This is a genomic window from Bradyrhizobium sp. SMVTL-02, assembly GCF_051853005.1.
GTDB lineage: Bacteria > Pseudomonadota > Alphaproteobacteria > Rhizobiales > Xanthobacteraceae > Bradyrhizobium.
The window spans coordinates 3,265,101-3,276,747 of record NZ_CP182469.1 but is presented as its reverse complement, the minus strand read 5'-3'; the positions used below and the strand labels follow the sequence as shown (position 1 = coordinate 3,276,747).

Sequence of the window (11,647 nt, the reverse complement as noted above, 5' to 3'; positions counted from 1 at the left end):
ATATGATCACGCCTGGCCACGGCAGGAGACCGGCTGAGATGCACGACTTTGCCGTCAATGTTCAGAACCGCGTCCTATCGGTCGTCAGGAGTGTCCTCCAGCAGAACGCAATCATCGCTGAGGTCCACCCGGAGTCGCGACTCGTCGATATTGGACTGAGCTCGATGGGGATGGTCGAGCTGATGCTCAAGGTCGAAGCCGAGTTCGATCTCATCCTTCCCCAACTCGAGATCACACCCGAGAACTTCCAGTCGGTGAAAGCGATGGAGCGGATGATTCTCAACCAACTCGGATCCGGGTCGGGATGAAGCCGGTTGAACAAAGATTGTGCTTCGATGACCGAGCAAGTCGCATCGAGCAGGTGCGCGAGCATACCGATCCAGCCCAGTCGCGTGATCAATTCATAAACGAGGCCGCGATCCAGCGCGCACCCAGACGCGACGTTCCGCGGCGCTCCGCGGCCAAGACCTGGTTGCAAGCCATCGCACTGACCGCGCGGCTCGAAACCGAGCCGCATCGTCTGTTCGCCGACATCGTCGAGGATTGGGCGCAACGGCAGCCCGGGCGACCCGCCTTGCTCTCGGACGGCCAATCCTTCACCTATGGCGAACTCACCAGCCGGATCAACCGGTATGCGCGTTGGGCACGGCACCTCGGCCTTCAGGCCGGCCGCACCGTCTGCCTGTTGGCACCGAACCGGCCGGACTACCTCGCCTGCTGGCTCGGTATCAGCAGCGTCGGCGGAACGGTGGCGCTGATCAATACCAGACTGGTGGGCCAGTCGCTCGCCCACTGTATCGACGTCGCTTGTGCCGATCACCTCATCCTGGCTGCCGATTGCATGGATGCCTTCGAGGGCGCCCGTCCCCACCTGCGCCGCGTGCCGCAATGCTGGAGCCTTGGCGCCGGAGATCAACGCGACGATCTGGATGCGGCGCTCAGCGCCTTCGAGCCACGACCGCTGTCCTCCGCTGAGCGTGGCGACGTCACCATCGGTGAACGCGCGCTCCTCATCTACACCTCGGGCACCACCGGCCTGCCGAAGGCAGCGAACGTCAGTCATCGCCGCATTCTCGCCTGGGGCGGGTGGTTTGCCGGACTGACGGACGCATCCACCGACGATCGTCTCTACGATTGCCTGCCGCTCCATCACTCCGTGGGTGGCGTCGCGGCTCCCTGCAGCATGCTCTGCGCGGGCGGCTCCGTCGCGATTGCGGAGAAATTTTCCGCTGGCGGCTTCTGGCGCGACATCGAGCGGTTCGACTGCACCGTCTTCCAATACATTGGCGAGCTCTGCCGGTATTTGCTGAAGGCTCCAGTCTCTGAACAAGAGACGCGGCACCGGCTGCGGCTGGCTGTCGGGAACGGCTTGCGCCGCGACATCTGGGAGATGTTCGTCGACCGGTTCGCGATCCCGCAGATTCTCGAATTCTATGCCGCAACCGAAGGTAACTTTTCGCTGTTCAACGTTGACGGAAAGCCGGGCGCGATCGGCCGGGTACCGCCGGTTCTGGCGCACCGCTTTCCAACCTCAATCGTCAAGATCGATGCTGACAGCGGCAGCCCGGTCCGTAACGAGGCCGGGCTCTGCATCGCGTGCGCTCCCGGCGAGACCGGCGAGGCTGTCGGACGTATTGGCCAGGCCAATTCCGACGGCCGCCCTTTCGAAGGCTACACGGATCCCGCCGAGACCAAGAAGAAGATTTTGCGCGACGTCTTCGCAATGGGGGATGCCTGGTTCCGCAGTGGAGATCTGATGATGCGCGATGCGCAGGGCTACCTCCACTTCATCGACCGCGTCGGCGACACCTTTCGCTGGAAGGGCGAGAACGTCGCGACCAGCGAAGTGAACGACGCAATCGCGGACTGCCCAGGCGTTCTCGACGCCTCGACCTATGGGGTTGCGGTGTCCGGGACCGACGGCCGCGCCGGCATGGCGGCCCTGGTGGTGGACCCAACTTTCGATTTCGGAATGTTCAACGAACACCTTTCCTGTCGCCTGCCGCCTTACGCAATCCCGGCTTTCGTCAGGTTATGCCCGGCGCTGGATACGACCGACACTTTCAGGAAGAAGAAACAGCGATTGGTCCGCGAGGGGTTCGATCCTTCGGTGGTGGAGGATCCTCTGTTCGTGCGCGATCCGGCGACCGGTCGCTATCGTTCGATCGACCGCGCCGTCCACGCGCGCATCATTGAGGGCGCAATCAGGCTCTAACATCGGCCCGAAAGCTGAAATGTGAGGTGTGTACCATGTCAGTCAGAACGAAGATCTTCTCCGCAATGAACCAGATCGCCGAAGAACAGAAAGTCACGCTTCCGCGGCTTCAGGACGACCTGTCCCTGAACGAGACCGGGTTCGATTCGCTGGCCTTCGCCATCCTGGTTGCGCGGCTGGAAGACGAGCTCGGTATTGATCCCTTCACTGTTGCCGAGGACGCGGCCTTCCCGTCCACCCTCGGCGAGTTTGTCAAAGCTTATGAGAATGTTCCCGCCTGACAGCATCGCGCTGCGCCACTACCTTGACCGGGGGCCGAAGAACCGCACGATTTCCGATGCCCGGCAGAGCGTATCGCTGACCGACTTGATCGAGCACAGCTGCCTCGCTGGCGAATGCTCCGAGTTGTCAGGGCGCTCGGTGCTGCTTGCGACATCGAGACAGTTGTTGTGCGCGCTTGCATTGATCGAGCTCGACGGGGTCGCACGCCGCATGCTTCTATGCCCGCCCGATCTCGATTGGGAGCGCCTGCAGGCTCTCGTCGAGCAGGCCGGGATCGACACCATCGTCACCGATCAACCGCTGTCCGGATACTGTGCTGGAGGATGCAGTGTCGTTGGCATCGACCTGCCCCAACGGAGAGCCGCGGGACCGAGGATCGACCATCCCACCGAATGGTTGATGCTGACGTCGGGGACCTCGGGGCTGCCGAAGATCGTCCGACACACACTCGACGGGCTCGCCGGCGCGATCATTGCCGACGGGCCTGCCCGCCACAGCGACGCAATCTGGGCAACGTTCTACGATATCCGCCGCTACGGCGGCCTGCAAATCTTCCTGCGAGCCGTGATCGGCGGTGGATCGATGGTGTTATCCGAGCCCGGGGAAACCATCGCGGCCCATGTGGCGCGGCTGCGCGCGGGCGGCGTCAGCCACATCTCCGGCACACCATCGCACTGGCGCAAGCTCCTGATGAGCGGCACCGCTGCCAACTTTTCGCCGCGCTATATCCGCTTGTCCGGCGAAATCGCCGACCAGGCCGTGCTCGACGGCTTGGCCCAGGCATTTCCGCACGCGTCGATCGGTCATGCCTATGCCTCAACCGAAGCCGGAGTCGGGTTTAGCGTCGACGACGGGCACGAGGGATTTCCTGCTCACCTGATCGGGCGAAATCGGGACGGCGTAGAGATGAAGGTGGTCGAAGGCTCGTTGCGGATTCGCTCCAAGCGTACCGCGCGCGGCTATGTCGGAGCCGATGCGCCGCCGCTCGCCGACGCGGACGGATTCGTCGATACAGGCGATATCGTCGAATTGCGCGGCGAACGATACCATTTCGTCGGCCGGCGAGGCGGCATTATCAATATCGGGGGGTTGAAGGTCCATCCGGAAGAGGTGGAGGCTGTGATCAATCGGCACGCCTGTGTTCAAATGTCGCGGGCGCGATCGCGCAAGAGCCCGATCACGGGCGCCATCGTGGTTGCCGATGTCGTCCTCACGGGCGACACCGACGAGAAGCGCCACGAGAGCATCCGCGCAGAGATACTCAGCCGATGCAAGGAGGGCCTGGCAGCGTGGAAGGTTCCCGCGGTGATTCGTTTCGTCGAGCGCCTCGAGGTCACTGCAGCGGGGAAACTGGCGCGCACCGATGCGTAACGTCGTCGTCACCGGCGGCAGCCGCGGTATCGGCTTGGCCATTGCGCGCAGGCTCGTCGCATCCAGAGACTACGACGTGATCGCGCTGGCGCGCCGCGAGGGCGAGCTGCCGTCCCGGAAGCGGAACGACGCCTGCACTTCCGCTCCTGCGACCTCGCGCTGATCGATGCGATCCGGGCCCTGGCAAGATCGGTGCGCGACGAATTCGGCGCGATCGCCGCGTCAAGTTGGCAGCCTTCCTCGCAGCCTTGGAGCCATCCCCTCGCTGGTGGAGATTGCACGATTCAACTCAGGGAGACCCCGTCAGATGTCCAAGCATCGTGTTGCAGGCCTTCTCGGCCTCCGCAAGAGTTGGAAACGCCGAACCGCCGATCTTGATCGCGCCGTTTCCCCCATAGAGCGGCCGCCATGACGCCACATAACCTGCACACCCATGAAAACCGACGCCAGCCGGGCTCTCATACGTGATGACAAACGAAAAGCCGTCGCCGGTCGCGCTCCAGATCTCCATATCCGCGACGGCACGGTGAAACTCGAGGGACATCTAGCTGCGCCCCGTGCTGGCCTTCATCTGAATCACGGAATTATCGTCCTACCGGCAAGGCCCGATGGGAGAACGGCCCTGACCACTGGGGGGCAGGAAGGCAAGGCCAGGGCCGCCGCTCCGCAGTTGCCGAATTCCAATCGGCATATCTCTGCGATGCTATCTGGAGCCTTTCGCATAGCCCGCGACGACGCTTTACCTGACAGCGGACCAGTACGATCGAGCCAGAGCCGCAGATTGACGAATGAATAGCCCTCTCTCTCCTTGTATTGGCTGCCATTCCGGATGAACTGACGGTCCTGCCGGATTACCCCATTCAGCTCGTCATGGGGGCAGCGGCCGCCGCTGTCGGAGGCTTATCGCGCTCGCGACGGAGACTTGGCCTTCGGCCACGAAAGCGGGCTTGGGGCCGCCCTCCCGAGATTCCGTCGGGCCAGGCCGGCGCATCCGGTCGAGGGCGGCTGCTCATTGCGATCGAAGGGGTGATGGGGATTTGGCGGACCGCGACGATCCTCTTAGCGCTCTCCGTCCGCCGGACGATCATGTTGACCGATAGCTATCGCCGCAAGCACCGTCCGATTGCTGATTTCAAGTTTTTGAAAAATGTTGTGAAGATGCACCTTGATGGTGCCGACGGAAATGCTCAACCGTCTTCCGATTTCCTTATTCGACAGTCCTTCAGATACCAGACGCATGATCTGACGCTCGCGGTCTGTCAGAGCCGTCATCATCTTGTCCCAATTCGAGCCCTGCTCTTCCAATGCAATCAACTCGGACGACATCAACGGCAGCGGGCTTCGGCCGTTGGCAATGTGCCGCAACGACTGCACCAACGCCTCAGGCTCCGTGTCCCTCAGGACGATGCTGCAGGCAAAGGGGGCTGCATCCAAAAGCAATTCGCAATCCTCACTAGAGGCGAAAAACACCAAATGAGTCGAACGATTTTCTGAATTGACGGAAAGAACTATCAGCGCGGCGAGCTCGGGCAACCCGGGGTCGACAATCGCGATGTCCGGCGCCAAGTTACAAATCGCCTGGATGCAACTTGCAGTGTCGGTACAGGAAGCAATGATGTTGAAGTCCGCCGCGGTACCGAGCACGTTGCTCAGTCCCTGGAGGACGACCGGATGCCGGTCTGCAATGACTACATTAGTACGTCGCATTGGCGCTCCTCAGCCCGACGCCCCCAAAAACTTCAACACCGCGAACGTGCTGCCATTTCCCTTAAACGCAGCACAGATCCCTCGAAATTTGGTCTAATACGACCGTGTCCATATCGCAGCGCAAAATTGGGTTGACCTCGAGCGCTGCTCTGCTCGCTCTCCGACGCTGTGCGCACCAACCTGCGCTTCCGATGTCCGTAACGCCTTTAGACTACACTGCCGAGGCCCAGAACGCTGCAAAATTTGGTCCAAACCGGATTCGCACGGAGGCGGCATGGCGCCCCGAAGCCGACCGTTTTCTACCTTGAGTAAACGAGATCGTGTCGTTCGCGCAAAGACTGCACAAAAAGAGCAGCGTTGCGAGTCAGACTGAGGCGCCCCCTGCAGACCTATATCGAAGGATATATAGGGCTACGGCGAATTCGCATTTAACATTCTTAAAGGCTTCAACAACATGGAGGTAATAGCTTTACCGACGGTTCCGGGTAGGCGTTCGGAGTAACGACAATTCATTAGTTCAAAAGTTTGCAAGCGGGGCGAAGACGAGCACCAACAAGTGCTGTCCGCCCGCCGCGAGATTACGTCGAATTCGTTTTTGTTGTGTCAGTGCGTCGGCTGGAGGATAAGACAATGAGGAGGCGACAAATTTACGGAATGGTGCTTCTTGGAAAGAACGTTCTAATCCGAGAAGGTATTGCCAGAATATTGCATAAGGCAAATTTTCGCATTGCCTTATCTGCTTCGAGCCCTGAGGAGTTGCCAAGCTCGCTTCAAGCTGGACAACTGATGTTTCTCATCATCAACAGCGGCGATGATTTTGCCCTCGAGATAGCGCGGATCGGATATTTGAAAGATCGCTATCCCGACGCGCCCATTGCAATCGTGTCGGACAATTATCGGCCGGCTGAGCTTGCCTCCGCATTTCGTGCAGGCGCCAATGGCTACTTCGTCAACGTCAATTCGTGCGACGCCTTCATCAAGTCGGTCGAACTCGTGACCATGGGCGAGACCGTCTTCCCGCCTGCGTTCCTGTCGTTCGCGCTTGACGGCAACCCCGAACGAGAAAAGGCGCAACTCAACGAAAATGAGCACGCCATCCTCGTCACGTCGGAGGACGCGATCTCCCCGCAGCTTTCGCCGCGCGAAAGGGCAATTCTGTCTTGCCTCATTGAAGGCGATTCCAACAAGGGCATTGCTCGCAAGATCGATATTGCCGAAGCTACTGTGAAGGTCCACGTCAAGGCGATCCTACGAAAGATACGAGTTCAGAACCGGACTCAGGCCGCAATCTGGGGAATGAATCACGGATCGCAGGTGCGAGCGTCAAACAACCACGCGCCAGCCGCTATCGATGCAGGTGCAGCTGTCGTGGCGCCACTCAAGATGATCCCCGAGACAAATCATCTGAATCAGACGCCTCCCTTGGTCCCCCAGTCTGATCACGCCACGGCGAGGATCCGCAAGGGCATTGATCGAGGCGCCAGCGGGGCGGTCCGCTTGTACAAGTAATCCAAGGGGCCGGAGACGACCCCAACCCCTCGGAATGCTCCCATTGCGGGTGCAAGCCGTAACGTTTGCGTCGACCGACGACAGGCATGGACACCTTCCCTGCCGCCCTTGCGCGAACAGCACGCGGACGGCGTCGACGTTCTCCCAGTGAGCACGTCGAGCCACCGCTGTTGGCAAGAATTAACTCGCTCCTTACCGCTCCCGCAGCGCCTCCTGCTTGTATTTCGCCAGCGGCGAAAGAAGGTAGCCGATGATGCTGCCGTGCGCCGGGGTTGATTTCCACCGTCACCGCCATGCCGGGCCCGAGTTTGACCCGCTTGTCCTCCACCTGCATGTGTGTGCGGTCGAGTGAAATGCGCGCCGCATATTCCAGCTCCTGGCCTTTTGGCTCGCTGCTGCCTTGCACGGTCCCAACGCGCGCTCGTTCGATCCGCCCTGCCTGTCGCGCGTGATGGCATCCGTCGACACGCTGGGCACATCTTCAGACAGCAGCCCATATCGCGTGAAGTTGAACGTATCGATCTTGATCTCCGCCTTTTGTCCGAGATGAACGAATCCAATATCGCGATTTGGAGAGCATGGCCTCGATCTCGAGCTGGCTCTCGGTCGGAACCACGATGACCAGGGTCTGGGCCGGCGTCACCACGCCTCCCAACGTGTGAACGGCGGTATTCCGAACCAGATCCCACGATGTCCGCTCCCTTGAGTCAATTGCAGAAAATTGGGTTCGTTCTGCAAAACTTCTGTCTAATCGACTGATCGATCCTCTATGATATTGATCATCCCCATCGAACCATTGGGACGGGCGCTTCGAGGGCTGCCCGAATGTAATGCCGCGCCGTCGCGGCTCAATCGAACATCGTAGTTACCGACTTATTGCCCGTCCCATCCAGTCATTGGCAATTTCCATCCAGTCACTCGGCCTGTACTGATTCAGGCCAAGCGGCGAGTGATCGGGTGGCTGACTGCTACGAGTTGTGCGTCCTTCACCAATTTGCTGGGGTCCACCAAGCTTTCGGCTCATTTGGTCGATGGCGGCGCGGCGATTGCAGGAGCCGAGGGGAGCTGGCGGCAGAAACAATCGTTTCGCGCAGCCATCCGGAACCTGTGCTCTCGCTCGTGTCGGCAACGGTCCAATCTAGTCAAACAGGAGATGCGCGCGCGTCACCCAAGGGGCGCTCTTCGGGTTATTCTGCCCTCGGCTTCCGACCTCCGAAACAGAAAATGCAAAAAACGGACTGCTTTCCCGCCGCATGCTATGGCGAGTCGTATCCAAATCACGATGAACGGACGAGGATCACTCCGTCTGAACCAGGCGAATTCCCTTGCGCCTTTGAATGATCGCCACCAGTCTGTAACCGAGAGTTCGCGACGCAACACGTCGTGTATGCTGCTGAGGAAATCATAGGGCTCGACAACAAGCACTCGCCCGTCGATCTGTGGCGATCTCCGCACGGACTGACCTGTGAGATCGCGATAAAGCGCTCTCGCGACGTCAATGCTCTCGCTATCCTCGAACGATCGAAACTGAGTGCCGATACGCGGGTTGAAGTCGAGGAGCTTGTATTGACCGTCTCGTTTATCGAAACGATAGTCGATGTCCATTATACCCGCATAGGAAACCGCCTTGACGAGAGCCTCGGCCTGTTCGAGGAGCGCCTGGTTGGTGACGGATCTGCACAACGTTGCAGTCCCGAGGCGGGGCGGATAACAGCGCAGCTTTCTGCCAGTAAAGCCGGCTAGGCACTTCGAGTTCGCGTCAGAATATCCATTAAAGAGCCAATCCTCGCCATCACGAATGTATTCCTGGATCAGAAGGTTGGCAGGAAGCTGTGCTTCCGATCGGCGGTAGAGATCTAGAAGTGCGTGAGGGGAGGAAACGATGGACGGTTTGATCTTTGGATTGAGCCATGGCTTCGATGGTTTCACCACAACCGGGAAAGCTGCAGTCTCAATAAACTCGTGGACCTCTGAAATCGTGACGGGCGATATTGCTTGAGGGCACGGTACCCCGAGCTGCTTGCACAGTGTGTGCAGATGTGATTTGTCAACCAAGTTCCGCGGAAGATCTGATCGCAGCTTCGGAAACAAGAACCACCGCTGCAATGTGAGAGCCTCTTCGGCGATCAGCATCGCGCCGCCATCATCCGTTGGAATGAGGACGGTCGGCAGTTTCAGCTGTCGTCCAATCTTTGCCAGTCCTTCGAGTAGCTGCGGTCTTGGCAAGTCGCCGGTGTCCCAGACGAATGTTCCTGTCAAATATCTACAGAGCGCAGTTGGCGCGAGACGATCCTCAACAATTGAGAATACCGGCGCTCCAAGCATCCCGAGGCTCCGAATTATACCGAGGCCTCCATGGCTCAAGGCATAGTGGCCGGTCTTTAAGACGAGTACCGGGAACGGCGACGATCCTTCGTTCGCCCACGCCATCTGCTCAGGAAGCGGTTCGGTTGCGTGCGGAGGCAAGGGCGGTAGAAACTGACGACCGGGAATGTTTTTGCGCACGGGAAATGTCGCTGGAGATGCGCCGGGCCGCGTAGTCAGTGCCGCATAGGAAGCGCATCACAGGTCCGAAATTGTACGCACTGGCTATGCCGGTGAAATAGAGGCCCGGGATTGAGGATTCGAAGTTGGGCGACAAGGACGGAGCCTCTTGCACGCAGCGCAACTCGGATATCAGCCTCCGACTTAGAAATGGGAGGGATTCAACATTATAGCGATAGCCGGTCGCGGCAATGACGTGATCGGCAGTGAGATGGCGGGACTCTCCATCGGGGTCCGCGACGTGCAGGAGCACTTTGCTGTCTTTCGCTTCAACTTTTCGCACGCCGTGACCGAGCAGTATAGGCATACGACCAACGACTCGTTCTTTGAGCCACCACGAACCCGACGGGCCAAGCACCTCTAGAGGCGTTCCCCGACGTTGCCCGTACGTCCGCACCACATCCACGCGTATTTGCTCGGGCAGATGATAGAACGCCATCGGAGCGGCGGCGCAGAGCCACAGTTTAAGCCCATTTCCCATCGGCGACTCCGGCCGGCGCAGTCGTTGCCATATCGATCGTTGCCCGCGTGTTGGGCTATCATGCCACTCGATTGATGAGCGCCGCACGAGCAGCGTTACCGTCGCTTGCGCCTCGTTCAGCAGAGCCGCCGTCTCGAGTGCGGATTGACCGCTGCCCATGACGACGACTTCGCGGCCTTTGAATGCGTCTAAATGATGGTGCTCGCTGCTGTGCGACAGCAATTGTGCAGGCAATTTCGCCAGCTCAGCGGGGATATATTCGGCGTGCGACAGGCCAGTCGCGACAACCACCTTTTTGGCTCTCACTTCTTCACCCGTGGACAGTCGCAACCGAAACCCGTGGGTTTGTCGATCCAGCATGGTGACTAATACATCTTCAACCATGGGAACGAGCCGCTGCTGAAACGATACGGCGTATCGGGTAAATGTTTCGAGTGACACGCGTGCACCCTCGTAGGGCAGCGCTTCGGCTTCACAGAAATGCTGCAGAGTGTAACGTCCGATCGGATCCGCGAGGTTAGAAGCAAATCCTTCAGACTTCAGGAACATGCCTGCTGGCATTTGCGTCCGCCAGCGATGCATTGGCGAGCCAAAAATACGAAACTCCACGCTCCGCGACCGCAAGTAAGCCGCGGTTGAGACGCCAAATGGCCCCGCACCGATGACCGCCACCGGAAGATCGACTTCGCGCATAAGTTGCTCTCCTGCGGCAATTTCGTGCCGACATCACCTTGACCAAGTGTACGCAAAAGGGTTGTGATAGGAACGGCTGATTGGGACTCATCGGTAGCTGAGTGGCGGCGAATTGTGAGTACTCCGCAAGGTGATTGCGGGAAACCCCATGCAACTGTTTTATGCACCATCGGGGCTCCGCCGATTTAAGATGTCGTGCTAACACGGGGGCTCTCGGCTGTAGCCGACAGATGTCTTTCGGCCATTCTGTAAGTCAGACCGGCTTTGATCCGCCGACCGTGACGGTCTCAACGCAACTCCTGCGCTACGCAATGCACAGAGCGGGTGGTGGTCGCGCAAGGAGCGATGCGAGGCGCCTCAGAGTTTGAGCGATGGCAGCACAACAACTCGTCCTGGGCGCCTTGGGGGCCACGCAGTCGCAGTCGAAGTGGGTCGGGCTTCAGGATGCGCTTCCAGTGTGCGAATCGCATTCTCGATCTTCTTGCGCTCACGTCGCGACGTCGCGAAGCCATCGGTGCCAGCGAACGGTTGGGCAACATCGTGGGCGTGCTCATGTATGTCGCGCGGGATCTTTGCGCGATGGTTCTTTTGGACAGCACTGCGGTTTAACTGGACATGCATCGCGGTCGAGCTTGGTCGCACGATACAGAAGCGTCTTGCCCTTGTGCCGCTCGTCCCGAGCGCTTTCCGCCCGGACAGTCGCCGCGCCGACCTCGGCCTTGCGAATGGAGCAGGATTGGATCTGTTTTCTGGTGAGTTCAGCGAACCGGAGCTCGACCTGATTGATCCATGACGCGGTCGTCGGCGTGAAGGGGACATGAAGAGCTTGCGGGGGCGCCCTCGCA

9 protein-coding genes and 4 pseudogenes are annotated in these 11,647 nt (G+C 59.6%); 6 read left to right on the top strand and 7 right to left on the bottom strand.

The window, feature by feature from the left end; translation table 11 throughout:
• Positions 1-38: 38 nt before the first annotated feature.
• The 5 genes and pseudogenes from ACNJYB_RS15160 to ACNJYB_RS15140 form a co-directional block, all read left to right on the top strand.
• A complete protein-coding gene (locus tag ACNJYB_RS15160) occupies positions 39-308 on the top strand; it encodes a phosphopantetheine-binding protein (protein ID WP_026311989.1) in 270 nt (89 codons plus the stop codon).
• On the top strand, positions 305-2,215 hold the full coding sequence (locus ACNJYB_RS15155) for a long-chain-acyl-CoA synthetase (protein ID WP_439374673.1): 1,911 nt from the start codon (positions 305-307) through the stop codon (positions 2,213-2,215). Before ACNJYB_RS15160 ends, ACNJYB_RS15155 begins: the two co-directional genes overlap by 4 nt.
• Before the next feature lie 35 nt (positions 2,216-2,250).
• Positions 2,251-2,496 carry an acyl carrier protein gene (locus ACNJYB_RS15150; RefSeq protein ID WP_439374672.1) on the top strand — a complete coding sequence of 82 codons (246 nt, stop codon included), beginning with the start codon at positions 2,251-2,253 and terminating at the stop codon, positions 2,494-2,496.
• Positions 2,483-3,868 (top strand): class I adenylate-forming enzyme family protein, encoded by a 1,386-nt coding sequence (locus ACNJYB_RS15145; RefSeq protein WP_439374671.1) that lies wholly within the window; start codon positions 2,483-2,485, stop codon positions 3,866-3,868. The genes ACNJYB_RS15150 and ACNJYB_RS15145 overlap by 14 nt, the downstream gene beginning before the upstream one ends.
• Positions 3,861-4,084: pseudogene (locus ACNJYB_RS15140) on the top strand (SDR family NAD(P)-dependent oxidoreductase); the annotation flags it as partial. The gene ACNJYB_RS15145 and the pseudogene ACNJYB_RS15140, both read left to right, overlap by 8 nt.
• Before the next feature lie 73 nt (positions 4,085-4,157).
• Here the strand turns inward: ACNJYB_RS15140 and ACNJYB_RS15135 are convergent.
• Positions 4,158-4,412, bottom strand: coding sequence for a hypothetical protein (locus ACNJYB_RS15135; protein ID WP_439374670.1), 255 nt, complete (start codon positions 4,410-4,412; stop codon positions 4,158-4,160).
• Between the two features lie 515 nt (positions 4,413-4,927).
• Positions 4,928-5,575 carry a LuxR C-terminal-related transcriptional regulator gene (locus tag ACNJYB_RS15130; RefSeq protein ID WP_439374669.1) on the bottom strand — a complete coding sequence of 216 codons (648 nt, stop codon included), beginning with the start codon at positions 5,573-5,575 and terminating at the stop codon, positions 4,928-4,930.
• A gap of 786 nt (positions 5,576-6,361) precedes the next feature.
• Between ACNJYB_RS15130 and ACNJYB_RS15125 the strand changes: the two genes are divergently transcribed.
• Positions 6,362-7,084 carry a LuxR C-terminal-related transcriptional regulator gene (locus ACNJYB_RS15125; protein WP_439374668.1) on the top strand — a complete coding sequence of 241 codons (723 nt, stop codon included), beginning with the start codon at positions 6,362-6,364 and terminating at the stop codon, positions 7,082-7,084.
• A 192-nt stretch (positions 7,085-7,276) separates the two neighbouring features.
• On the opposite strand, the pseudogene ACNJYB_RS15120 reads toward ACNJYB_RS15125, so the two are convergent.
• The 5 genes and pseudogenes from ACNJYB_RS15120 to ACNJYB_RS15100 all read right to left on the bottom strand — a co-directional run.
• Positions 7,277-7,766: pseudogene (locus tag ACNJYB_RS15120) on the bottom strand (HlyD family efflux transporter periplasmic adaptor subunit); the annotation flags it as partial.
• Between the two features lie 482 nt (positions 7,767-8,248).
• The gene (locus tag ACNJYB_RS15115; RefSeq protein ID WP_439374667.1) at positions 8,249-9,589 is read right to left on the bottom strand and encodes a carboxylate--amine ligase; all 1,341 of its coding nucleotides are present in this window, start codon (positions 9,587-9,589) and stop codon (positions 8,249-8,251) included.
• Entirely contained in the window at positions 9,519-10,802 is a 1,284-nt protein-coding gene (locus ACNJYB_RS15110) for an NAD(P)-binding domain-containing protein (RefSeq protein WP_439374666.1), read from the bottom strand. Before ACNJYB_RS15110 ends, ACNJYB_RS15115 begins: the two co-directional genes overlap by 71 nt.
• A gap of 304 nt (positions 10,803-11,106) precedes the next feature.
• Positions 11,107-11,448 (bottom strand): annotated as a pseudogene (locus ACNJYB_RS15105) (transposase); the annotation flags it as partial.
• Between the two features lie 51 nt (positions 11,449-11,499).
• Positions 11,500-11,622, bottom strand: a pseudogene (locus tag ACNJYB_RS15100) (IS630 family transposase); the annotation flags it as partial.
• Positions 11,623-11,647: the final 25 nt, after the last annotated feature.

What these genes read in the sequence shown, in the direction of transcription:
- ACNJYB_RS15110 (WP_439374666.1), bottom strand. Translation starts at nt 10,802, where the DNA reads ATGCGCGAAGTCGATCTTCCGGTGGCGGTCATCGGTGCGGGGCCATTT.
- ACNJYB_RS15155 (WP_439374673.1), top strand. Translation starts at nt 305, where the DNA reads ATGAAGCCGGTTGAACAAAGATTGTGCTTCGATGACCGAGCAAGTCGC.
- ACNJYB_RS15130 (WP_439374669.1), bottom strand. Translation starts at nt 5,575, where the DNA reads ATGCGACGTACTAATGTAGTCATTGCAGACCGGCATCCGGTCGTCCTC.
- ACNJYB_RS15125 (WP_439374668.1), top strand. Translation starts at nt 6,362, where the DNA reads ATGTTTCTCATCATCAACAGCGGCGATGATTTTGCCCTCGAGATAGCG.
- ACNJYB_RS15145 (WP_439374671.1), top strand. Translation starts at nt 2,483, where the DNA reads ATGTTCCCGCCTGACAGCATCGCGCTGCGCCACTACCTTGACCGGGGG.
- ACNJYB_RS15135 (WP_439374670.1), bottom strand. Translation starts at nt 4,412, where the DNA reads ATGTCCCTCGAGTTTCACCGTGCCGTCGCGGATATGGAGATCTGGAGC.
- ACNJYB_RS15160 (WP_026311989.1), top strand. Translation starts at nt 39, where the DNA reads ATGCACGACTTTGCCGTCAATGTTCAGAACCGCGTCCTATCGGTCGTC.
- ACNJYB_RS15150 (WP_439374672.1), top strand. Translation starts at nt 2,251, where the DNA reads ATGTCAGTCAGAACGAAGATCTTCTCCGCAATGAACCAGATCGCCGAA.